Source organism: Streptomyces sp. NPDC048291, from assembly GCF_043201715.1.
In the GTDB taxonomy this organism is placed as follows: domain Bacteria; phylum Actinomycetota; class Actinomycetes; order Streptomycetales; family Streptomycetaceae; genus Streptomyces.
In genome coordinates this window covers 1-22476 of the sequence record NZ_JBICZC010000009.1, presented here as the reverse complement: position 1 = coordinate 22476, position 22476 = coordinate 1, and the positions used below count along the sequence as shown (strand labels likewise).

The following is a 22476-nucleotide window of genomic DNA, read 5'->3' as shown; positions in this document are numbered from 1 at the left end:
GTGTTCCGACTGTCTAGCCTTTCATTGCATCAATCTTCGCCGGATGCACTACGGATTTCGCAGGCGTTAGCGCCGTGTTCCGGGTCGGAGTCGGGTTCCGCGTGCCCGAAGAGGTCCGGCAGCCCCTCCCCCAGCATGCGCTCGGCGGCCGAGCGGTGCAGGCTCGCGGCGGTGGAGTCGCCGAGGCGCTCCAGCGTGTCGGCGAGTCGCAGCTGGAGCGCGGCCTGCAGCCGGACGTCCTCGGCGCGGCGCGCCCACTCCACCGCCTCCTGGCAGGTGCGCAGCGACTCCTCGGGCCGTCCCGCGTACTCCTGGACCCGGGCCAGCTCGCTCAACGCCCTTGCCTGCGCGGGCACATCACCGTTCTTGCGGTGGCCGGAAACGGCCGCCCGCCACGCCCGCAGCGCCTCGCCGTACCGGCCCGCGTAGGTGTGCGCGCCGGCGATACGGCCGTAGAGCCGGGCCACCTCGGCACGCTCGCCGCGGGCCAGTCGCTCGGCCAGGGCGCGGCCGAACCAGTCGGCCGCCCGGTCGTAGTCCCCCAGCTCCTGGTAGGTGCCACCTACGGATTCCATTGCGCGACCGGTCGCGTACGGGTCATTTGCGCTGCGTCCGGCATCCAAAGCCGACCGATATCGCACCAGTGCGTCCGCCGTCCGCCCAGTCTGCGCGTCCAGGTCGCCGAGGTTCAGCAGCGCGGCGGCCTGCTCGCGGGGCAGCTCCCGGCGCCGGGCGACATCGAGGACGAGCCCGTGGATGCCGTACAGGTCGGGGGCCGCGGCCTGGGTGCCGAGGTGCGCCACCATCGCCTTGACCAACTGCGCCATCAGCCGGCGGGCCAGCGTGTCGAGCTCGCCGTCGGCGACCGCCGCGCGGGCGGCGGCCAGCAGCGCCGGGCGCCGGACGCGCAGCCAGTCGGCGGCGGCCCTGGGGGTGGGGAAGCGCAGCTCCCGGGGCAGGGCCTGGAGCTTCTCGCGGGCCTGCGGGTTGTCGGTCTCGGTGATCGCCCGGCAGGACTGCAGCAGCCGTACCGTGCGCTCCAGCATCCGGGCGCGGGCCAGCTGGAGCTCGCCGGCCCGCTCCTGGCTCTCGGCGAGCACCAGGAGCAGCGGGTGCAGGCAGCCGGGGACCTCGTACTGGGGCAGCGGGGAGGCCACCGGGTGCAGCAGGCCGAGGCGGACCAGCTCGTCCAGGGTGGTGCGGGCGGTGTCGACCGAGCAGCCGGCCAGGGCGGAGGCGGTGTGCGGGTCGATCAGGCCGGCCGGGGCCAGGCACAGGAGGCGCAGTATCCGCGCGGACTGGGCCGCCAGCTGGCCGTGCACGAACCGGAAGACCCGGGCCAGCGCGGTGCCGTCGTCCGGCTCCGCGTGCAGCCGCTTGGCGAGGTCGGAGACGGCCGCCTGGGGTCGGGCGGCGAGCCAGCCGCCGGCCAGGGCGAGCGCGGCGGGCTGCGCCTGGCACGCCTCGACCAGCGACTCGGCGGACCGGGGGTCGACGGTGATGCGGACCGAACCGGTGTGCCGGCTGAGCAGTTCCACCGCCGACTTGGTGTCGAGGCCGCCGAGGGTGCAGGGGCGGACGTCCGAGATCCCGGTGAGCGGGCCGCCGGAGACGACGACGGCCAGGCAGTCCGGGCTCTCGGGGAGCAGGACGTCGACCTCTTCGGCGCCGGGCGCGTCGTCGAGGAGGAGCAGCATCCGGCGCTGGGCGAGGGCGGTGCGCAGGGCGTGGGTGAGGTCGTCCGCGGCGGCGCCGGGCGGGGTGGGCAGCCGCAGGGCGGTGAGGAGGTCGCGGGCGGTGCGCTCGACGGGGACCGGGGTGCCGTCGGGCTCGGTGAGGCGGGCGCGCAGCACCCCGTCGGGGTAGCCGGGGGCGACCTGCCGGACGAGTTCCGCGGCGAGGGCGGTGCGGCCGGAGCCGGGTCGGCCGGCGACCAGCAGCACCCGGGCGCGGGGTGCCTTGCGGCCGGCGATGGTGTCCAGGCCCGCGCGCTCGATGTCGGCGCGCAGCTCCTTCAACTCCCTTGTACGGCCCAGGAACCGGTCGTCCGTGGCCGCGGGCGCCGAGCGCCGTACGCCGCCTGTGTCCACCGCCTGATCCGTCACGGGCCACACTCCCGTCCCACCGCACACGCAGGCCCGCCGGGGCTCCGGTTCGGGCGTTTCGGCTCAATCGCGTCGAGCCTAGTTCACGTGCGCGGACGTTCCCGGCGGAGCGCGGCGGGCGCATCGCCCGATCGGATCAGGCGATGGTCACACCGGTACCCCCGCCCTGCGGGTTCCGGACCCCGCAGGGCGGGTTCAGGCCTCGAAGGGGCGGGCCGGCCAAGGCGCGTCGGCCGGGCGCAGCGCGTCGAGCCCGTCGCCGGTGCGGGCGGCGACCAGCGACAGGACGCCCGTCACCAGACAGTTGTTGTGCACGTCGCCGGCGAGCACCAGGCGGACCAGCTCGTCGACCGGCACGCGCGCGTACTCCAGGTCGATCTCCTCGTGCTCGGTCGCGAAGCGCTCCCCCTCGGCCTCGGACAGGTCGCGGGCGAGGAAGATCCGCACCGCCTCGTCGCAGCCGCCGGGGGTGGTGTACAGGTCGGTCAGCACCCGCCAGTCCTCGGCCTTGACGTGCGCCTCCTCGTACAGCTCGCGCTGGGCGGCGTGCAGCGGGTTCTCGCCGGGGATGTCGAGCAGGCCGGCCGGGATCTCCCAGAGCTTCTGCCGGACCGGGTGCCGGTACTGGCGGATGAGCAGCACCCGGTCCGCCTCGTCGAGGGCGAGGATGGCGACCGAGCCGGGGTGGACCTGGTAGTCGCGGCGGACCACCGAGCCGTCGGGCATGACCACCTCGTCCGTGCGGACCGAGGTCTTGTTGCCCACGAAGGGGGTCTCCGTCGCGCGGATCTCCCACTCCTCGGGGGTGTCCTTGATCGTCATGCCGTGCCGCCCTTCCACGTGCCTGCCACGTGCGGAGAAGAAAACCGGGGTGCCCGCCTTCGAAGGTATGCACCCCGGCCACCGTACAACTGGTGTGTTACTTCGAATTCTCCTGCTCGACGGCGCCCTGCTGACGCGCGACCGCCGCCTTCACCAGGCCCGCGAAGAGCGGGTGCGGGCGGGTCGGGCGGGAGCGCAGCTCCGGGTGGGCCTGGGTGGCGACCAGGTAGGGGTGGACGTCGCGCGGGTACTCGACGTACTCGACGAGCTTGCCGTCCGGGGAGGTGCCGGAGAACTGGATACCGGCCTTCTTCTCCAGCTCCCCGCGGTAGGCGTTGTTGACCTCGTAGCGGTGCCGGTGCCGCTCCTCGACGTACTCCTTGCCGTCGTAGACCTCGCGCACGATGGAGCCCTCGGCCAGCTTCGCCGGGTACATGCCCAGGCGCATGGTGCCGCCCATGTCGCCCTCGCCTGCGACGATGTCCAGCTGCTCGGCCATGGTGGAGATGACCGGGTGGCCGGTGGCGGAGTCGAACTCGGTGGAGTTGGCGTCCGGGATGCCGGCCAGGTTGCGGGCGGCCTCGATCACGATGCACTGCAGGCCCAGGCAGAGGCCGAGCAGCGGGATCCGGTTCTCGCGGGCGTACTTGATCGCGCCGACCTTGCCGAGCACACCGCGGTCGCCGAAGCCGCCGGGGATGCAGATGCCGTCGACGTCGGCGAGCTGGGCCGCCGCGCCCGCCGGGGTACGGCAGTCGTCCGACGTCACCCACTTGATCTTCACGCGGGCCTTGTTGGCGAAGCCGCCGGCCCGCAGCGCCTCGGTGACCGAGAGGTAGGCGTCGGGCAGGTCGATGTACTTGCCGACCAGCGCGAGGGTGATCTCGTGGTCGGGGTTGTGGACGCGGTCGAGCAGGTCGTCCCAGGTCCGCCAGTCCACATCGCGGAACGGCAGGTCCAGCTTGCGGACGACGTAGGCGTCAAGGCCCTCGCCGTGCACGGTCTTCGGGATGTCGTAGATCGAACGGGCGTCCGGGCAGGCCACGACCGCGGCCTCGTCCACGTCGCACATCAGCGAGATCTTGCGCTTGATGGCGGTGGGCACCTCGCGGTCGCAGCGCAGCACGATCGCGTCCGGCTGGATACCGATGTTCCGCAGGGCGGCCACCGAGTGCTGGGTGGGCTTGGTCTTCAGCTCGCCGGACGGGCCGATGTACGGCAGGAGCGAGATGTGCACCACGAAGACGTTGTCCCGGCCGACCTCGTGCCGGACCTGGCGGACGGTCTCCAGGAACGGCAGCGACTCGATGTCGCCGACCGTGCCGCCGACCTCGGTGATGACCACGTCGACCTCGTCGGTGGCCATGCGGCGGATGCGGTGCTTGATCTCGTTGGTGATGTGCGGGATGACCTGGACCGTGTCGCCCAGGTACTCGCCGCGCCGCTCCTTGGCGATCACCGTCGAGTAGACCTGACCCGTGGTGACGTTGGCGGAGCCGTCCAGGTCGCGGTCAAGGAAACGCTCGTAGTGGCCGATGTCCAGGTCGGTCTCGGCACCGTCGTTGGTGACGAACACCTCACCGTGCTGGAAGGGGTTCATCGTGCCCGGGTCGACGTTCAGGTACGGGTCGAGCTTCTGCATCACGACGCGCAGGCCCCGGGCCTTGAGCAGCATGCCCAGGCTGGAGGCCGTCAGGCCCTTGCCGAGCGAGGAGGCGACACCCCCGGTGACGAAGATGTGCTTGGTCGTCGTGGCTGCGCTGTTCTTAAAAGCATGCGGCGGCATGGCCAAGAGGGGGCTCCCGTGGTCGCGGTCTGTCGTGCGGTACGGCTCCCGTCCTGGAGTTTCCGGGGTGGTGCCGTCGCTGCGGTTCGGGGGTTTCGTGCCCACCGGTCCACGGGCTACCAGGGTATCAGCGCCGCGGAGAGATGGCTTCCGGCCACGCTCCGTACACACGTCGGCACGGACATGGGGCCTGCCTTACCCGCTTTTCACCCAGGGCTCACCCGTTCGGCCCACACGGGTTGCCCGGAGCGGCACGCAGATCATCTACGTGCGTCGTATCCTGCTCGGACACTCGCTGCCGAGCCCGGCCGGAATACACGGCACACCCCCGCCCGTACCTCCCGGAACAACGAGAGCTTGGCAGTTCGTTGAGCTGTGACTGTCGTTTTGCCTCAGGGCAGGGCGGGCTGCTTTGCTTCACCGCTCAACGACGTACAACAACAACCCCCCTTGACCGCACTAGCGACAGCCCCCTTCTGCCTGGGGGGTGACGTGGCCGTTCGACTGGAGTTGCACGTGGCCGGGCGCATCGAAGACTACGCACTCATCGGAGACATGCAGACCGCTGCCCTGGTCTGCCGGGACGGCACAGTCGACTGGCTGTGCCTGCCCCGCTTCGACTCGCATGCCATCTTCGCCGGTCTGCTCGGCACCGAGGAACACGGCTTCTGGCGGCTCGGCCCGGCGCACGCGGCCGACTCCGAGCCGCCGACCGCGGCGCGCCGCACCTACCGGGGCGACTCGCTGATCCTGGAGTCCGAGTGGGACACCCCGCGCGGCACGGTCCGGGTCACCGACTTCATGCCCCCGCGTGACGGCGCGCCCCAGCTGATCCGCATCGTCGAGGGCGTCACCGGCCGGGTGCCGATGCGCTCGGTGCTGCGCATGCGGTTCTCCTACGGCCGGGTCGTCCCCTGGGTGCACAAGCACGACGGCCGTACGGTCGCCGTCGCGGGACCCGACTCGGTGTGGTTCGACACGGAGGCCGAGACCTACGGCAAGGCGCTGACCACGTACGCGGACTTCACGGTGGCCCCGGGCGACCGGATCGCGTTCACGATCTCCTGGGAGCCTTCGCACAAGCAGCCGCCCGCGCTGCCGGAGCCGGAGCAGTCCCTGCAGGCGACCGAGGACTTCTGGCGGGAGTGGGTCGAGCACTGCACGTACCACGGCCCGTACCGCGAGGCCGTGGTCCGCTCGCTGATCACCCTCAAGGCCCTCACCTACGCCCCCACGGGCGGCATCGTCGCCGCGCCGACCACCTCGCTGCCGGAGGACATCGGCGGCGTCCGCAACTGGGACTACCGCTACACCTGGCTCCGCGACGCGGCCATCACCCTGTCCTCCCTGCTGCGCACCGGCTACCGCGAGGAGGCCCGCGCCTGGCGCGAGTGGCTGCTGCGCGCGGTCGCCGGCGACCCCGAGAACCTGCAGATCATGTACGGCATCGCGGGCGAGCGGGAGCTGGGCGAGGCCGAGCTGGACTGGCTGCCCGGCTACGAGAACTCGGCGCCGGTCCGGGTCGGCAACGGCGCCGCCCACCAGCTCCAGCTCGACGTCTACGGCGAGGTCACCGAGGCCCTGCACCTGGCCCACATGACCGGCCTCGCCCGCAACGACTACGCCTCCCTCCTCCAGCTCAAGCTCATCCGCTACCTGGAGGACCACTGGGACGAGCCGGACGAGGGCATCTGGGAGGTCCGCGGCCCGCGCCGGCACTTCGTGCACTCCAAGGTGATGGCCTGGGTCGCCGTCGACCGCACCATCAAGCTGATCGAGTCCGGGGACGCGGACGGCCCGCTGGAGCGCTGGAAGGAGCTGCGCGACGACATCCACCGGGACGTCTGCGAGCGCGGCTACGACAAGGAGCGCAACACCTTCACGCAGTCCTACGGCTCGCAGGAGCTGGACGCGTCGCTGCTGCTGATCCCCCAGATGGGCTTCCTGCCCCCGGACGACAAGCGGGTCATCGGCACCATCGAGGCGATCCAGCGGGAGCTGTCCACCTCGGACGGCTTCATCCTGCGCTACCCGACCTCGGGCGGCGAGGAGGGCGTGGACGGCCTGCCGGGCGACGAGGGTGCCTTCCTGGCCTGCTCGTTCTGGATGGCCGACGACCTCGCGATGATCGGGCGCGTCGACGAGGCCCGCAAGCTGTTCGAGAAGCTGCTCGCGCTCCGCAACGACCTCGGCCTGCTGGCGGAGGAGTGGGATCCGCGGCTGAAGCGGCAGGTGGGGAACTTCCCGCAGGCGTTCAGTCACGTGCCGCTGATCGACACGGCGCTTCGCCTCACGGCTTCCGGGGCGTACGGGGGATAGCCGCCGGGGACGGGCGGACGTCACCGGCCGCGGGCGAGGTGCCGCGGAGGCGTTCGCCCAGGTAGCGTCCGCTCCATGGACAGCGGTAGGAGCAGTGGACCCGACACCCAGGGCGCCGGGATCACCGTGCAGCGGGCACTGGAGCTGCCCGGGCTGCGCAGCGGGCTGCCGGAGATCCTGGCGGGCGCCGACCGGCTGAGCCGCACCGTGCGCTGGGTGCACGCGGGCGAGGTGCCGAACATCGCCTCGCTGCTGAAGGGCGGCGAACTGCTGCTGACCACCGGCTACGGCCTGGGCACCCGCCCCGCCGAGCAGCGGGCGTTCGTGCGCACGCTCGCCGAGCGGGGCATCGCCGCCTTGGTGGTGGAGCTGGGCGCCCGTTTCTCCCAGCTGCCCGCCACCCTCGTCGACACCGCCCGGGCGACCGGGCTGCCGCTGGTGGTGCTGCACCGCGAGGTGCCGTTCGTGACGGTGACGGAGGAGATCCACACCGAGATCGTCAACCACCACTACACCCTCCTCCAGCGCGCCGAGGAGGTGCACCGCCGCTGCACCGAGGCCCTGCTGGGCGGCGGCGGGGTGCCCCAGGTGCTGGCCATCCTGGCCGACTTCGCCGGCAACCCGGTCTTCCTGGAGACCGCGGACGGCCAGCTCCTGTACGCCGCCGGAGCGGGCCCCGAGGGTGCCGATCCGCTCCAGGTGTGGGAGGGGCTGCGCGGCCAGCGCAAGGACACGCGGCCGTCGGCCGGGGCGGTGCTGGTGGACGTGCCGGGCGGCGGGCCCGGGGCGGGATCGGTGCGGGCCCGGCTGGTCCTGCTGCCCGTACGCGGCCCGCTCGCGCCCGTGCACCGCATCGCCGCCGAACGCGCCGCCGGCATCCTGGCCGTCGTCCTGATGCAGGCCCGTCAGGAGGAGGAGCTGGCGGCCCGCGGGCGCGGCGACTTCCTCACCGACCTCGCCGAGGGCCGCATCACCGCCGAGGACGCCCCGGCCCAGGCCCGGGTCCTCGGCTTCAAGCCCGGCGGCAGCCCGCTGCTGCCGGTGGTCATGCGGGTCGGCGACTCCCTGTCCCCCGGCGGCGGCTGGGCCGTGCTGGCCCGCGCGGTGGGCGAGGAACTGGCCGCCGTGGGCGTGCCCGTCCTGCTGGGCGTACGACCGGTCGAGGGCCGCGTCCCGCTGCTCCTGGGCCTGCGCTCGGAGGCGGAGCGGACGACGGTCGCGGACCGGGTCGCGGCGGCGCTCAGGGCGGGGGTGGAACGGGCCGGGATGCAGCGCCCCGGAGCCGCTCCCCCGGTCGTGGTGGTCGGCGCGGCCGGCGGCTGGGCGGCGGCCTCGGCGGGTCTGCGGCACGCGGCCGAGACCGCGACGGCCGCCCAGGGCCTCTCCGACCGGCCCTGGTACGACGCCCGCCGCCTCGACATCGACCTCCTGCTGTGGCGGCTGCGCGACCATCCCGACCTGGCGGCCTTCGTCGACCGCGCGATCGGCCCGCTGCGCGACCACGACCGCCGTTCCAGGCCACCGCTGCTGCCGACGCTGGAGACCTACCTGGCGCACGCGGGCCGCAAGGCGGAGACGGCCCGGGAACTCCACCTCAACCGGCAGACCCTCTACAACCGCCTCGCCCGCATCGGGGAGTTGCTGGGCACGGACCTCGACGACCCGCAGGTGGTCATGGCGTTGAGCCTGGCGCTGCGGGCCCGCCGGCACGTGCCCTAGGCCCCAGGGCGCCCGACGGGGCTACGGCAGCGGCCGGGGCTGCGTCAACTCGTCGTACACGCTGAGCACTTGGGCCACGGTCTCGTCCTCCGTGGGCCAGCTCGCCGCCTGCCGGGAACCCCGCTCGCGCAGCTCCGCACAGCGCTCGGGATCGTCCAGCAGGCGTACGACGGCTGCGGCGAGGGCCCGTGCGTCGCCGTACGCCACCAGCTCGGCCGCGTCCCCCACCAGGTCGGGGACACCGCCGACGGCGGTCGCGACGAGCGGCACGCGCGCGTGCAGGGCCTCCTGGGCGAGGACCGAACGGGACTCCCAACTGCTGGGCAGCAGCGCCAGATCGGCGGCGGCGAGCAGCTCGGTGACGTCGTCGCGGCGCCCGATCAGCCGCACCGGCAGCTCCTCGTCCTCGATCCGCCGCTGCAACGCCGGGCGCAGCGGCCCCTCGCCGGCGATGACGAGGAGCGGTACAGGGTCGAGCCGGCACCAGGCACGCGCCGCGTCCAGCAGGTGGTCGTAGCCGCGGTGCCGGTCGAGGGAGCCGACGGCGATGAGCAACGGCCTTCCCATGGCGCCGAGTTCGGCGCGCACCTTGGGCCGCAGCAGCTCCGTCTCGTCCTGGTCCGCGGGCCGCTGCGGGCCGGGCAGCGCCACCGCGGCGAGCCGGGCGTCCCGGGCGCCGGTACGCCGGGCCCGGTCCACCAGGTCGGAGGTGGTACCGAGCACCACGGCGGCGGCCCGCACCACCCGCCGCTCCAGCATCCGCAGCAGATGCGCCCGGGCGCCCTCGGCGTGCGCCCGGTTGTGCCAGGTGACGACGAGCGGGGTGGTGCGGCCGCTCAGCGCCAGGGCCGCGCGGAAGGAGGCGTGCAGGCCGTGGGCGTGCACCAGGTCGGCGTCCGTGCAGGCCGCGCGGAGCGCCGCCACCGACCCCGGGTCACTGCTGCGCGGCACGTGCACGTGGTCGGCGCCGACGTCCGAGAAGCCGTAGGCGTGATCGGCCTCGACGGGGGCGCACACCGTGACCCGCACGCCCCGTGCGACGAGGCCGGCGGCCAGCGAACGCACGTGCACACTGCTGCCGGCGTTGCCACCGCCCAGCACCTGCACGGTGCGCAGCGGCGACTGACCGTGCGGTGCGTTGCTGCTCACGGGGCTCACGCGGCCGGGACTCCTGGTTCGGCGTGGGGCGGTCACGGGGGAACGTACAGAAGGTACCGGGGCCGAGGGCATCACCGCGCGCGCCTCCCCCGGACACCGCGTCCCCCTCAAGGATGCCAGCACACAACGGTGTTCCGGGTATTCCGAGAAGGCACATACCGAGGCGGGCCGGGGCAATGCGCCGGACCGTATCACCCGGGAGGGTGACGAAAACGCCGCCGGGGACGAAGGAGCGGGAGCGCGGCCGACGGCTTCCGGCCTGCCGGGCGAACGACGGCGGGGCGGGGGAACGGCCGCGGGGCGGGTGGCGCCCCGCCGCCCGCCCCCTCGGTCAGCGACGGGTCAGCGGTCCGCCCGTGCCGTCGCCAGCAGTTCCTCGGCGTGGGCGCGCGCCGTCTCCGAGTCCTCCTGGCCGGCCAGCATGCGGGACAGCTCCCGCACCCGCTCCTCGCCCTCCAGGACCTTCACGCCGGACCGGGTGACCGTGCCGTCGTTGGTCTTCTCGACCAGCAGCTGGCGGTCGGCGAAGGCGGCGACCTGGGGAAGATGGGTGACGACGACCACCTGCGCGGACTTGGCGAGCTTGGCCAGCCGTCGTCCGATCTCCACCGCCGCCTTGCCGCCCACGCCGGCGTCGACCTCGTCGAAGAGGTACGTCGGGACCGGGTCGGTGCCCGCGAAGACGACCTCCACGGCGAGCATCACGCGGGACAGCTCACCGCCGGACGCGCCCTTGGCGATGGGGCGGGGCGGGGCGCCCGGGTGCGGGGCGAGGAGCAGTTCGACCTCGTCCGCGCCCGCCGGGCCGTAGGCCACGGCCCGGCCGCCGACCTCCACGCCCTCCGGGTCCTCGGTCTGCCGGATGGCGAAGGACACGCGCGCGTGGGGCATCGCGAGCGAGCCCAGTTCGGCGGTGACGGCGGCGGCGAAGCGTTCGGCCGCCTCCGTGCGCGCGTCGGTCAAGGCCTGGGCGAGACCGCCCAGTTCCGTCCGCAGGGCGTCCCGCTCGGCGGTCAGCTCGTCGATCCGCCCGTCGTCGCCGTCGAGTTCGGTGAGCCGCGCGGCGCCCTGCTCGGCCCAGGCCAGCACGGCGTCGATGCCGTCGCCGTACTGGCCGTACTTGCGGGTGAGCGCGGTGAGCGCGGCACGCCGCTCCTCCACGGCCGCGAGCCGCAGCGGGTCGGCGTCCAGGTCGTCGGCGTACCCGGCCAGTTCGCCCGCCACGTCGCCCAGCAGGATCCCGACCTCGCCGATCCGGTCGGCGAGCACGGCGAGCGCCGGGTCGTGCGACCGTACGGCCTCCAGGGCCCGGTGGGCGCCGGCGACGAGGGTGGCCGCGTCGATGCCCTCGGGGTCCTCGGGGTTGCCCGCGAGCGCGGAGTGCGCGGCGGTCGCGGCGGACGACAGCGCCTCGGCGTGCCCGAGCCGCTCCGCCTCCTCGGCGAGCTCGACGTCCTCGCCCGCCCTCGGCTCCACCGCCGCGATCTCGTCGAGCCCGTAGCGCAGCATGTCGGCCTCCTGGGCCCGCTCACGCGCGCGCGTGACGATCTCCTCCAGCTCGACGGCCACGGCCCGCAGCCGCCGGTAGGCCTCGCCGTACTTGGCGAGCGGCACGACGACCCCGTCGCCCGCGTACCGGTCGAGGGCCTGCCGCTGCCGGGACAGCTTCAGCAGCCCCTGCTGGTCGGTCTGCCCGTGCACGGCCACCAGGTCGTCCGCGAGGTCGGCGAGCAGCCCCACGGGCACGCTCCGCCCGCCCAGGTGCGCCCGCGAGCGCCCCTCGGCGGAAACGGTACGGCTGATCAGCAGCGCGCCGTCGTCCAGCTCGGCGCCGGCCTCCTCGGCCCGTACGGCCGCCGAGGCTCCGGCGGGCACGGTGACCCGTCCCTCGACGACCGCCTTCTCGGACCCGATCCGCACGAGCGCGGGATCGGCCCGTCCGCCGAGCAGCAGCCCCAGGCTGGTGACCACCATGGTCTTGCCCGCACCGGTCTCACCGGTGACGGCGGTGAACCCCGGCGACAACTCGACGACGGCGTCGTCGATGACCCCGAGTGACCGTATCCGCATTTCTTCCAGCACGGGGAAGACCTTACGAGGTAGGGCGGGAGAAGCGCGAGGCACCCTGTCACCCGGGCGGGTGGAGGTGCCCCCGAAGGGGCGCGGGGCCGTATCGATGTGCGGCTGCCGCCGCGCGGGCGCGACCGGCCGTCTCGCCACCCCGGCGAGTGGACCCACCCAGGGGCGCGGGGAACCGCGCGACAAGCCACGAACCACCCGCAGCCGCCGAAGCTCCCCGGCCCCCCACGAACCGCTAGTGCGGCGCCCCCCGCCATCCGGAGACCGGCAACGCGAACTTGGCGACCAGCCGGTCCGTGAACGACGCGTGATGCAGGCGCGCCAGCCGCACCGGCACCGCCCCGCGTCGCACCTCGACCCGCGCCCCCGGCGGCAACTCCACCGTCCGGCGCCCGTCGCACCACAGCACGCCCGGCTGGATGTGCGGCAGCACCTCCACCGCCAGCACCGAGTCCGGCGACGTCACCAACGGCTTCGCGAACAGCGCGTGCGCGGAGATCGGCACCATCAGCAGCGCCTCCACCTCCGGCCACACCACCGGCCCGCCGGCGGAGAACGCGTAGGCGGTCGACCCGGTCGGCGTCGACAGCACGATGCCGTCGCAGCCGAACCCGGTCACCGGCCGCCCGTCGATCTCCAGCACCACTTCGAGGAGCTTCTCGGCGCCCGCCTTCTGCACGGCCGCCTCGTTCAGCGCCCAGTCGGTGTGCACGATGTCCCCGTTGCGGTGCACGACGACGTCGACGGTCATCCGCTCCTCGACCTCGTACGCCCGGCTCACCACCCGGTCGACGACCTTGTCCAGGTCGTCCCGCTCGGCCTCCGCGAGGAAGCCGACGCTGCCGAGGTTGACGCCGAGCATCGGTACCCCGGAGGCGCGGGCGAACTCGGCGCCGCGCAGCAGCGTCCCGTCACCGCCGAGGACGATCAGCAGCTCGCAGCCGTCGAGGCTGTGCGGCGAGGCCTCCTCGACGAGTTCGACCTCGTCGGGCAGCGGCAGGTCCGCGGCCTCGAAATCCAGGACCCGTACGCCGACGCCGGCCGCCAGCAGCCCCTTCACCACGAGCTCCGCGCTGCGGATCGCAGCGGGCCGCCCGGTGTGGGCCAGCAGGAAAACAGTACGAGCTCGGTTCTGTGTCAACGCGGCCCCTCCGCCACTGCACGGTCAACGTCGGCCGGATCCAACTCGGGTGCGCCGGCCCGCAGCCACAGAAAGTACTCGACGTTGCCGGACGGCCCGGGCAGCGGACTGGCGGTGACACCGTTCACCCCGAGCCCCAGCTCCCACGCCTTCTCGGCAACCCCCCGCACGGCCTCCGCCCGCAGCTGCGGACTCCGTACGACTCCTCCGCTGCCCAGCCTCTCCTTGCCCACCTCGAACTGCGGCTTGACCATCATCACCAGGTCGGCGTCCGGCTTCACACACCGCGCAAGGGCCGGCAGCACCAGCCCGAGCGGGATGAAGGACAGATCACCCACGACAAGATCCACAGGCTCCCCATCGATCGCTTCAAGCGTCAACTCGCGTACGTTCGTACGGTCCTTGACGGTGACGCGTTCATCGCTCTGCAGAGACCACGCGAGTTGGCCGTATCCGACGTCCACCGCGACGACGTGCGCGGCCCCCGCGCGCAGCAGCACATCGGTGAAGCCGCCGGTGGACGCACCGGCGTCCAGCGCCCGCCGCCCCTCGACCACCAGGCCCTGCGGGACGAACGCCGCCAGCGCGCCGGCGAGCTTGTGGCCGCCCCGGGACACGTACTCGGGATCGCTGTCGTCGGACTGGACGACGATGGCGGCGGCGGTCTCCACCTGGGTGGCCGGCTTGGTCGCGACGGCCTTGCCGACGGTGACCCGCCCGGCGGCGATCAGCTGGCTGGCGTGCTCGCGCGAGCGCGCCAGCTTCCGGCGGACCAGCTCCGCGTCCAGACGGCGACGTGCGACTCCTGCCACGGTGGGTTCAGCTCCTGCTCTGGTGGTACGACGGTGCGGGCGGCCGGCTGGCGCCCGGCGGTGCCGGTGCCGGGGGGCCCGAAGGTCCCGGGGGTCCGGGGCGGGTGTCGAGCGCGGTCAGCGCGTCGCGCAGCCCCCGGTGTACATCCTCGTACACCTCCAGGTGGCCGTCCGTGGCGAGGTGGTCGGCGTCGGCCAGCCGGTCGAGCTGCGCGTCGACCTCGGCGTCGCCGGTGGGGGTGCGAGGGACGTTCAGCGGGGCGGGCGCGGCGGCGTCGTACTCGGGTTCGACGGCGGCCACTTCCTCGGCCCCCGGCACCGGGGCCGCCACCAGGCCTTCGGGCGCAGAGTCGGTCATGCCCCGACGCTACATCGAAGCCCTGGGGTACCGTCGATCGCGATGGCCACGATCGAGGAGTGCCGCGCCGCACTCGACAAGCTCTCGCACAGCATGGGCGGCGCCGAGGGCGACGTCCGCGCGGCCGCCGCCATGGACCGCACGGTGAGCTGCCACATCACCGACCTGGACGTCACCTTCGCCGGCCGGCTCACCGGCGGCCGGATCGACGTCGAGGAGACGTTCCCCGGGCCGCCGCGCGAGAAGGCGCAGATCGGGCTCGCCATGGCCGGCGACGACCTGGTGGCCCTGGTCGACGGCGAGCTGAACTTCGCCGGCGCCTGGGGTTCGGGCCGGGTGAAGCTGGAGGCGAACCTGCTGGACCTGTTCCGGCTCAGGAAGCTGCTGTGACCCGCGCCTTGCGGGCCGCCGGCACCACCAGCGGGGTCCCCGTCTCCGGGTCGTCGATGATCTGACAGCGCAGCCCGAACACCTCCTCGACCAGCTCGGCGGTGACGATGTCGTTCGGGGCGCCCTCGGCGACGACCCGGCCGTCCCTGAGCGCGATGAGGTGGGTGGCGTAGCGGGCCGCGTGGTTGAGGTCGTGCAGCACGGCGACCAGCGTCCGGCCCTGCTCCTCGTGGAGTTCGGCGCACAGGTCGAGGACGTCGATCTGGTGCTGGATGTCCAGGTAGGTGGTCGGCTCGTCGAGGAGCAGCAGCGGGGTCTGCTGGGCGAGCGCCATGGCGATCCAGACGCGCTGGCGCTGGCCTCCGGAGAGTTCGTCGACGTACCGGTCGGCGAGCTCGGCGACCCCGGTCTGCGCCATGGACTCCTGGACGACCCTCTCGTCCTCGGCGGACCACTGGCGCAGGATGCCCTGGTGCGGGTACCGGCCGCGGCCGACCAGGTCGCCGACGGTGATGCCGTCGGGTGCGACGGAGGACTGCGGGAGCAGGCCGAGGGTGCGGGCGACCTTCTTCGCGGGCATCGACTGGATGACCTGGCCGTCGAGCAGCACCCGGCCCCGGCTCGGCCTGAGCATCCGGGAGAGCGCGCGCAGGAGCGTCGACTTGCCGCAGGCGTTGGGGCCGACGATCACCGTGAAGGAGCTGTCGGGGATCTCCACCGACAGCTGCTCGGCGATGACGCGCTGGTCGTAGGCGAGGGTGACGTTCTCGGCGGACAGGCGGTTCACGGTGCTCCTAGGGTTGTTCGTCTCGCCGGCAGGGATCGCGCTCATATCCGGCCCGCCTTCCGCTCGGTGACGAGCAGCCACAGCAGATAGACACCGCCGAGGACGCCGGTGACCACGCCCACGGGCAGCTGGTCGGAGCCGAAGGCGCGCTGCGAGGCCCAGTCGGCGGTGACCAGGAGGGTGGCGCCCATGCAGAGGGAGGGCAGCAGGTTGGGGCCGGGCGAACGGGTGAGGCGACGGGCCAGCTGGGGCGCGGTGAGCGCCACGAAGCTGACGGGGCCCGCGGCGGCGGTGGCGGCCGCGGTCAGCAGGACGGCGGCCACCATCAGCAGCATCCGGACCCGCTCGACCCGTACCCCGAGGGCGTTCGACACGTCGTCGCCCATCTCCATCATCCGCAGGCCCCGCGCGTTGGCGAGGACCAGCGGGACGAGCACGGCGCACAGCGCGAGCAGCGGCCAGACCTGGCTCCAGTCACGGCCGTCGAGGGAGCCGGTCATCCAGACGACCGCGCGGGCCGCGTCCACCAGGTCGGCCTTGGTGAGCAGATAGCCGTTGACGGCGGTGACGATCGCGGAGACGCCGATACCGACCAGGACCAGCCGATAACCGTGCACGCCCTGCTTCCAGGCGAGCAGATAGATGGCGAGACCGGTCAGCAGGCCGCCGATCAGGGCGCCGACGGTGACCTGGGTGGCGCTCCCGGACATCAGCACGATCACGACGAGCGCACCGGACGTGGCGCCCTGGGAGAGGCCCAGGACGTCCGGGCTGCCCAGCGGGTTGCGGGAGATCGCCTGGAACAGCGCGCCGCCGAGGCCCAGCGAGGCACCGACCAGCAGACCGACCAGGACCCTGGGCAGCCGCAGGTCGTTGACGATGAACTCCTGTCCGGCGGTGCCGTTCCCGAACAGGGTCTTCACCACGTCACCGAAGGAGATCGGGAAGTCGCCGGTGCCGATCAGCACGACGCTCGCCGCGGACGCGGCCAGCAGCAGCGCGGCCACGACGGCCAGCGCGCGCAGGTCCGCCCGCACGGAGAGCCCGCCGGGGGTGCGCAGAGTACGCGTGTTCCTCACAGCTGGGCCGTCCTCCGCCGTCGTACGAGAAGAATGAAGACCGGACCGCCGATGACCGCGGTGACGATGCCGACCTGGAGCTCCGCGGGGCGCGCGACGACCCGCCCGACGACGTCGGCGCCGAGCAGCAGCACGGGCGACAGGACTGTCGCGTACGGCAGGATCCAGCGCAGGTCGGGGCCGGTGAACGAGCGCACGACGTGCGGGACCATCAGGCCGACGAAGGCGATGGGGCCGCAGGCGGCGGTGGCCGCGCCGCACAGGACGGTGGCGGCGAGCATGGCGAGGGCCCGGGTGCGGCCCAGGTTGGCGCCGAGGGCACGGGCGGTGTCGTCGCCCATCGCCACCGCGTTCAGCGGCCGGGCCAGGCCCAGGGCGAGCAGGCTGCCGGCCGCGAGGAACGGCAGCACCTGAAGGATCGTCGAGTTGTTCGCCGAGGCCAGCGAACCCACCGTCCAGAAGCGCAGCTTGTTCAGCGCCGCGTCGTCCGTGATCATCACGGCCTGGAGGTAGCCGTAGAGCGCGGCGCTGATCGCCGTGCCGGCGAGTGCCAGCCGGACCGGCGTGGCACCCCGGCTGCCGCCCAGGAACCACACCAGTCCGCCCACCACGGCCGCCCCGAGGAACGCGAACCACACATAGCCGCTGAGGGTGCTGACGCCGAAGTAGGTGATGGCGGTGACCACCGCGGCCGACGCGCCCGCGTTGATGCCGAGCAGTCCGGGATCGGCGAGCGGGTTGCGGGTGAGCGCCTGGAGCACCGCCCCGGACAGGCCGAGGGCGGCACCGGCCAGCAGGCCGAGGACGGTCCGCGACAGCCGCGTGTCGACGACGACGTCGCCGTACGTACCCGTGTCGTGGAACAGGCCGTGCCAGACCTGGTCCAGGGGCAGTTGTTTCGCCCCGATCGCGATGCTCGCCAAGGCGACGAGCAACAGGATCACGACGGAGACGAGGAGCCCGAAGGCCCGGATCGCCCGACGGGTCGGGGGCGCGGGGGCTGCGCCCGCGCGCTGTTCGGGGGGACTGTCGACCAACACGAGGTTAGGTTAGCCTACCCTCGCATTGCGTCTCGATGCCGTGTCCCCGTGAGCCCCGGCGCCCATGCGGACAGGTCCCCGTCCGGTGCGGGGGCCTCAGAGCCCCAGCCGCGCCAGCGACTTGCCTCCGTCCAGCTCACAGGCGCCCTCCCCGGCCGCCGTCCAGGCCGCCGCGCACAGCGCCCGCAGCCCGTCGAGCGCCCCGCCGTCGCCCGCCAGCTCCAGCCGGTCGGCACCCGCCGTCGCCGTCCAGCCACCGCACCGGAAGCCGCCGCCGTCCGCCGTGACCTCCGGCTGCCCGGTGAGCAGCCCGCGCAGATCGGCGTCGACATAGGTCGGCCGGTGCTGCGGCGGCGCGGCGAGCAGCTGCCGTCCGTCGGTGACCCCGGTCAGCACGAGCAGCGAGTCCACCCCGCCGTTGAACGCGCCCTCGATGTCGGTGTCCAGCCGGTCCCCGACCACCAACGGCCGCTCCGCGCCCGTCCGCAGGATCGTCTCCCGGTGCATCGGCGGCAGCGGCTTGCCCGCCACCTGCGGCTCGGCACCCGTCGCGATCCGCACCACCGCCACCGCCGCGCCGTTGCCCGGCGCGATCCCGCGCCCGCTCGGGATCGTCAGATCGGTGTTGGACGCGAACCAGGGCACCCCGCGCGCGACGGCGTACGACGCCTCGGCGAACCGCCCCCAGGTCAGATCCGGGCCGCCGTACCCCTGCACCACGGCCGCCGGATCGTCGTCGGCGGACTCCACCGGCTCGAGACCCCGCTCCCGCAGCGCGACCCGCAGCCCCTCCCCGCCGATCACCAGCACCCGCGCCCCGGCCGGCACCTGCTCGCTGATCAGCCGCGCGACCGCCTGCGCCGAGGTGATGACCTCGTCGGGCCCCGTCGGGATGCCCAGCTCGCTGAGATGGTCGGCCACCGCGTCCGGCGTCCGCAGCGCGTTGTTGGTGACGTACGCCAGACGCATGCCGCCCGCGCGGGCGACCTCCAGCGACTCCACAGCGTGCGCGATCGCACTGCCGCCCGCGTACACCACCCCGTCCAGATCCAGCAGCGCCGTGTCGTACGCCGTGCTCAGGGCCTGTCCACTGCCCTCGGGACCAGTCCTGACGCCCTGGCTCATCCCCATCGCTCCTCGTCACTCCTCGTCACTCTTCGTCCGTCCGCGTTTCACCGTCGATCATCCCGCACGCCACTGACACACGTACGATGCCGGGATGAACACTGCAGGTCACTCGGAAGCAACGGAGCGCCGAGGCCTGGAACTCACCCCGTTCCGAGGCCTTCGCTACGACCCGGACCGGGTCGGCAGTTTGGCCGCCGTCACCTCCCCGCCGTACGACGTCGTCGTACGCCCCGACGGCGTGCACCATCTCCAGTCCGCCGACCCGCACAACATCGTCCGCCTCATCCTCCCCCAGGCCGGTACCCCCAGCGCCGGTACCGAACAGGCGGCCGACACCCTGCACCGCTGGCAGGCCGAGGGCATCCTCGCCACGGATCCCGTACCGGGCCTGTACGTCTACGAACAGCACGACGGAAACGGCCTGCTCCAGCGCGGTGTCATCGGCGCCCTACGGGTCTCGGAACCGTCCGAGGGCGTGGTCCTGCCGCACGAGGAGGTCATGCCCCCGGTGGTCGCCGACCGCGCGGCCCTGATGCGGGCCACCTCGGCGAACCTCGAACCCCTCCTGCTCACCTACCGGGGCAACGGCGCGGCCGCGGAGGTCATCGACACGGTGGCCGACCGCACCCCGCTCCTCGCCACCACCACGGAGGACGGCTTCCACCACCGCCTCTGGTCGATCACCGACCCCGCGGAGGTCTCCCTCGTCCAGGCCGACCTGGCCCACCGCCAGGCCCTGATCGCCGACGGTCACCACCGCTGGGCGACCTACCTGCGTCTACGCGCGGAGCATCCCTCTCCCAGCCCCTGGGACTACGGCCTGGTCCTCCTCGTCGACACCGCCCGCTACCCGCTGCGCGTCCGCGCCATCCACCGCCTGCTGCACGGCCTGCCGGTGGCGGAGGCCCTGGAGCACGTCAAGGGCCTGTTCCGGGTACGACGGCTCGACGTCCCCCTGCCGGCGGCCCAGGAGGCGCTGGCCGACGCGGCCTGCGCCGGCAACGCGTTCCTGCTGGCCGGCGACGGCGTCTTCCATCTCATCGACCGCCCGGACCCTGACCTCCTGGCCCGGACGATCCCCGACGAGCGCCCGGCCGCCTGGCGCACCCTGGACGCCACCGTCCTGCACGCCACGCTCCTGGACCACGTCTGGCGCATCCCCGAGGACTCCCCCGCGCACATCGCGTACATCCACGACACGGCGGCGACGGTCGCCAAGGCCGAACGCGACGGCGGTACGGCCGTGCTCCTGCACCCGGTCCGCGAGGAGGTCGTCCGCGACCTGGCCCGCCAGGGTGTGACGATGCCCCGCAAGTCGACGTCGTTCGGCCCGAAGCCGGCATCGGGGCTGGTGCTGCGGGCGCTCGACGTCTGACAGCCTGCCGGAGACACAGAGAACGCCGAGAACCCCGAGAACGCAGAAAGGGCAGACCCCGGTCGGGGCCTGCCCTCTGTCCGTCACTCGAACACCCTGTCTCCGAGCTCAGTCCCGCTCGCCGTCGGCGTCGGGCTCGGCCTTGGGCTCGGCGTCGGCTTCGACGTCGGGCTCGTCCGTGGCCGCCGCCTCGGGCTCTCCCTCGGGCTCTGCGTCGGGCTCTGCGTCGGGCTCGATGTCCGTCGCCGTCACCGTCACCGTCTCGGTCGCGGTCTCCTCGGGAGCCTCCTCGGAGTCCTCCTCGTCGAGAGCGTCGACGAACTCGACCCCGTCCAGCTCGGCCAGCCGGTCGGAGGCGTCCGTGCTGCCGTCCCGGTCGGCCTCGACGGCCTTGGCGAACCACTCCCGCGCCTCGTCGGCACGCCCGGCGGCGAGCAGCGCGTCCGCGTAGGCGTACCGCAGCCGCGCGGTCCACGGCTGTACGGAGCTGGAGGCCAGCTCGGGGCTCTGCAGCGTCACGATGGCCGCGTCCAGCTGCCCCATGTCACGCCGGGCACCGGCGGCGACGAGCCGCATCTCGACCTGGCCGGCCTTGTCGAGCTTGTGCACGTCGGGGGCGCCGGCCATGTCCAGCGCCTTCTCCGGCCGACCGAGCCCACGCTCGCAGTCGGCCATCACCGGCCACAGGTCGACGTTTCCGGTCATGCGCCGCGCGGCCCGGAACTCGGCGAGCGCCTCGGCGTACTTCTGGTTCGCGTACGCGGCGAAGCCGGCCGCCTCGCGTACGGCGGCGACCCGGGACGCCAGCCTCAGGGCCACCTTGGAGTAGCCGTAGGCACCCTCGGGGTCCTCGTCGATGAGGCGGGCGACCATCACCAGGTTCTTGGCGACGTCCTCCGCGAGCCCCTTGGGCAGGCTCAGCAGCTCCTGCCGTACGTCCTTGTCGATCTCGTCGCCGGTGACGTCCTCCGGGATCGGCAGGCGCTTGATCGGCTCACGGTCACGGTCCCGCTCGTCGCGGAAGCGGCCACCGCCGCGCCGGTCGTCACGTCGGTCGTCGCGCCGGTCATCCCTGCGGTCGTCACGGCCGCGGTACCCCCCGCCGCGGTTGTCGTCGCGCCGGGCGTAACCGCCACCGCCACGGGTGTCATCGCGACGGGGACCGCGCGCGCGGTCATCACGCCGGTCGTCCCGGCCCCGGTAGCCACCTCGGGTGTCACGGTCGCCGCCGCGGTCGGCGCCGCGGTTGTCGTCGCGCCGGGCGTAGCCACCGCCACCAGCGCCGCCACCGCGGTTGTCGTCACGACGGTCATCACGGCGCCCGTAGCCGCCGCGGTCGTCGCGGTCGTCACGCCGGAAAGCAGGACGGTCACCACGGTCGTCACGCCGATCGTCCCTGCGGTCGTCACGGCGGTCGTCCCTGCGGTCGTCGCGGCGGAACGCGGGACGATCCCCACGGTCATCACGACGGGGACCACGATCACGGTCGTCACGACGCCCGTAACCACCCCGGTCGCCACCCCGATCGTCACGCTGGAACCCCGGACGAGAACCACGATTGTCATCACGCCGGGCGTAGCCACCGCCACCACCGCCGCCACCGCGGTTGTCGTCACGACGGTCATCACGGCGCCCGTAGCCGCCGCGGTCGTCACGGTCATCACGCCGGAAAGCAGGACGGTCACCACGGTCATCACGCCGATCGTCCCTGCGGTCGTCACGGCGGTCGTCGCGACGGAACGCGGGACGATCCCCACGGTCATCACGACGGGGACCACGATCACGGTCGTCACGACGCCCGTAACCACCCCGGTCGCCACCCCGATCGCCGCCCCGATCGTCACGCTGGAACCCCGGACGAGAACCACGATTGTCATCACGCCGGCCGTAGCCACCGCCACCACCGCCACCACCGCCACCACCGCGGTTGTCGTCACGACGGTCATCACGACGGGCGTAACCGCCTCCACTACCGCCGCGGTTGTCATCACGGCGGTCGTCCCGACGGCCATAGCCGCCGCCACCGCGGTTGTCGTCACGACGTCCGTAACCGCCGCCGCCACCAGTGCGGTTGTCATCACGACGGCCGTAACCGCCACGATTCCCACGGTCGTTGCGGTCACCACTGTCCCGTCGCCGCTGGTCGCGCTCCGGTCGGTCGTCGGGAGAGTTGGTGGACATGGTGACTCCTGTCTTCGGTACCGCAAGCATTGTAAAAACAAAAGGACCCCTGGTCCCAGCTGAACGCTGGGACCAGGGGTCCTCCAAAGATTGTTCGGCGGCGTCCTACTCTCCCACAGGGTCCCCCCTGCAGTACCATCGGCGCTGTAAGGCTTAGCTTCCGGGTTCGGAATGTAACCGGGCGTTTCCCTCACGCT

The 22476-nt window shown here is 73.1% G+C and carries 18 protein-coding genes and 1 rRNA gene; 4 read left to right on the top strand and 15 right to left on the bottom strand.

Going from position 1 to position 22476, the window contains the following annotated elements:
• Positions 1-29: 29 nt before the first annotated feature.
• From ACGF5O_RS24155 to ACGF5O_RS24145, 3 genes are all read right to left on the bottom strand, one after another.
• A complete protein-coding gene (locus tag ACGF5O_RS24155) occupies positions 30-2105 on the bottom strand; it encodes a tetratricopeptide repeat protein (protein ID WP_393811955.1) in 2076 nt (691 codons plus the stop codon).
• Between the two features lie 195 nt (positions 2106-2300).
• A complete protein-coding gene (locus tag ACGF5O_RS24150) occupies positions 2301-2927 on the bottom strand; it encodes an NUDIX domain-containing protein (RefSeq protein WP_393811954.1) in 627 nt (208 codons plus the stop codon).
• A 97-nt stretch (positions 2928-3024) separates the two neighbouring features.
• On the bottom strand, positions 3025-4713 hold the full coding sequence (locus ACGF5O_RS24145; protein ID WP_393812332.1) for a CTP synthase: 1689 nt from the start codon (positions 4711-4713) through the stop codon (positions 3025-3027).
• A gap of 516 nt (positions 4714-5229) precedes the next feature.
• On the opposite strand from ACGF5O_RS24145, the gene ACGF5O_RS24140 reads away from it, so the two are divergent.
• Positions 5230-7032: a glycoside hydrolase family 15 protein gene (locus tag ACGF5O_RS24140; RefSeq protein WP_393812331.1), complete on the top strand. Its 1803-nt coding sequence runs from the start codon at positions 5230-5232 to the stop codon at positions 7030-7032.
• A gap of 75 nt (positions 7033-7107) precedes the next feature.
• Complete coding sequence (locus ACGF5O_RS24135; RefSeq protein ID WP_393811953.1) at positions 7108-8751, top strand: PucR family transcriptional regulator; 1644 nt, start codon at positions 7108-7110, stop codon at positions 8749-8751.
• Between the two features lie 21 nt (positions 8752-8772).
• On the opposite strand, the gene ACGF5O_RS24130 is transcribed toward ACGF5O_RS24135, so the two are convergent.
• The 5 genes from ACGF5O_RS24130 to ACGF5O_RS24110 all read right to left on the bottom strand — a co-directional run bounded on the left by ACGF5O_RS24130 (position 8773) and on the right by ACGF5O_RS24110 (position 14299).
• The gene (locus ACGF5O_RS24130) at positions 8773-9909 is read right to left on the bottom strand and encodes a glycosyltransferase family 4 protein (protein ID WP_393811952.1); all 1137 of its coding nucleotides are present in this window, start codon (positions 9907-9909) and stop codon (positions 8773-8775) included.
• Between the two features lie 342 nt (positions 9910-10251).
• Complete coding sequence (gene recN / locus ACGF5O_RS24125) at positions 10252-11979, bottom strand: DNA repair protein RecN (RefSeq protein ID WP_393812330.1); 1728 nt, start codon at positions 11977-11979, stop codon at positions 10252-10254.
• Between the two features lie 244 nt (positions 11980-12223).
• A complete protein-coding gene (locus ACGF5O_RS24120; RefSeq protein WP_189269084.1) occupies positions 12224-13129 on the bottom strand; it encodes an NAD kinase in 906 nt (301 codons plus the stop codon).
• Positions 13126-13941, bottom strand: coding sequence for a TlyA family RNA methyltransferase (locus ACGF5O_RS24115; protein WP_393811951.1), 816 nt, complete (start codon positions 13939-13941; stop codon positions 13126-13128). The genes ACGF5O_RS24120 and ACGF5O_RS24115 overlap by 4 nt, the downstream gene beginning before the upstream one ends.
• 7 nt (positions 13942-13948) lie before the next feature.
• Entirely contained in the window at positions 13949-14299 is a 351-nt protein-coding gene (locus ACGF5O_RS24110; protein ID WP_393811950.1) for a hypothetical protein, read from the bottom strand.
• A gap of 42 nt (positions 14300-14341) precedes the next feature.
• On the opposite strand from ACGF5O_RS24110, the gene ACGF5O_RS24105 reads away from it, so the two are divergent.
• Positions 14342-14689, top strand: coding sequence for a sterol-binding protein (locus tag ACGF5O_RS24105; protein WP_393811949.1), 348 nt, complete (start codon positions 14342-14344; stop codon positions 14687-14689).
• Here ACGF5O_RS24105 and ACGF5O_RS24100 read toward each other — a convergent pair.
• From ACGF5O_RS24100 to ACGF5O_RS24085, 4 genes are all read right to left on the bottom strand, one after another.
• Positions 14673-15521, bottom strand: a complete 849-nt coding sequence (locus tag ACGF5O_RS24100; protein ID WP_393811948.1) for an ABC transporter ATP-binding protein — start codon at positions 15519-15521, stop codon at positions 14673-14675. The two genes, ACGF5O_RS24105 and ACGF5O_RS24100, sit on opposite strands and share 17 nt — an antisense overlap.
• The gene (locus ACGF5O_RS24095) at positions 15518-16555 is read right to left on the bottom strand and encodes a FecCD family ABC transporter permease (protein WP_393811947.1); all 1038 of its coding nucleotides are present in this window, start codon (positions 16553-16555) and stop codon (positions 15518-15520) included. Before ACGF5O_RS24095 ends, ACGF5O_RS24100 begins: the two co-directional genes overlap by 4 nt.
• On the bottom strand, positions 16552-17595 hold the full coding sequence (locus ACGF5O_RS24090; RefSeq protein ID WP_393811946.1) for a FecCD family ABC transporter permease: 1044 nt from the start codon (positions 17593-17595) through the stop codon (positions 16552-16554). Before ACGF5O_RS24090 ends, ACGF5O_RS24095 begins: the two co-directional genes overlap by 4 nt.
• Before the next feature lie 96 nt (positions 17596-17691).
• Entirely contained in the window at positions 17692-18720 is a 1029-nt protein-coding gene (locus ACGF5O_RS24085; RefSeq protein WP_393811945.1) for an HAD-IIA family hydrolase, read from the bottom strand.
• 94 nt (positions 18721-18814) lie between these two features.
• Between ACGF5O_RS24085 and ACGF5O_RS24080 the strand changes: the two genes are divergently transcribed.
• On the top strand, positions 18815-20098 hold the full coding sequence (locus ACGF5O_RS24080; RefSeq protein WP_393811944.1) for a DUF1015 family protein: 1284 nt from the start codon (positions 18815-18817) through the stop codon (positions 20096-20098).
• 108 nt (positions 20099-20206) lie between these two features.
• Here the strand turns inward: ACGF5O_RS24080 and ACGF5O_RS24075 are convergent, their stop codons facing one another.
• From ACGF5O_RS24075 to rrf, 3 genes are all read right to left on the bottom strand, one after another.
• A complete protein-coding gene (locus tag ACGF5O_RS24075; protein WP_393812329.1) occupies positions 20207-21079 on the bottom strand; it encodes a tetratricopeptide repeat protein in 873 nt (290 codons plus the stop codon).
• Positions 21016-22221 carry a hypothetical protein gene (locus ACGF5O_RS24070; protein ID WP_393812347.1) on the bottom strand — a complete coding sequence of 402 codons (1206 nt, stop codon included), beginning with the start codon at positions 22219-22221 and terminating at the stop codon, positions 21016-21018. The genes ACGF5O_RS24075 and ACGF5O_RS24070 overlap by 64 nt, the downstream gene beginning before the upstream one ends.
• A 150-nt stretch (positions 22222-22371) precedes the next feature.
• Positions 22372-22476 (bottom strand): 5S ribosomal RNA (rrf, locus tag ACGF5O_RS24065); the annotation flags it as partial.